We start from the raw sequence: 523 nt of genomic DNA, 5'->3' as shown, positions 1-523 counted from the left end.
GATCGGGAATGTCGAGATCCAGCATGCCGGGATCGTCGTCCTCGGCCGGGCCAGGTGTTGAGCCGTCACCTGTTGTGGTGCCGGCGACCGCGGCGCATTCGCGGTGGTAGGCGAGGTCTTTGGCGTTGATGTGCACGTTCAGGTGTGGGCGTTGGCCGCCGTCGATGCCGGTGGCGGCGTTGTCGAGGTAGCGGCGGATGAGCTCTGCCATGGCGTCTGCGTTGCGTGTGGCGGCGGATCGTTTGTCGGGTGTGCCGTCTGTGGCGGGGGTGGGCATCGAGAGGTTGGAGAGGGCGGAGAGAAGCATTTCTCCGGTCACGCCGTCGAAATCGCCTCGGACGGCGACTCTTCCGTTGAGGGTCGCGGAGATGCGTAGTTCGTTGCGGTCGGTGTCTTCGCTTGGTGGTACGTCGTCGGATTCGAACATGTGCTCGAGGACGCTGATGGCGTAGCGCAGTTTGACTGTTGTTGCTTCGACGCCGGATGCTGCGGCGAGGAGTGTGTCGCGGCAGTACGGTAGCGC

1 protein-coding gene is annotated in these 523 nt (G+C 64.4%); it reads right to left on the bottom strand.

Annotated elements, in window-relative coordinates; all coding sequences use genetic code 11:
- The coding region (locus I7X09_RS17065) for a DUF222 domain-containing protein (protein ID WP_234036606.1) at window positions 1–523 on the bottom strand (523 nt) is incomplete at both ends.

Source organism: Rhodococcus sp. P-2, assembly GCF_016598535.1.
GTDB classification, from domain to species: domain Bacteria; phylum Actinomycetota; class Actinomycetes; order Mycobacteriales; family Mycobacteriaceae; genus Rhodococcus_F; species Rhodococcus_F baikonurensis.
This window is presented reverse-complemented; position numbering and strand designations above follow the sequence as displayed.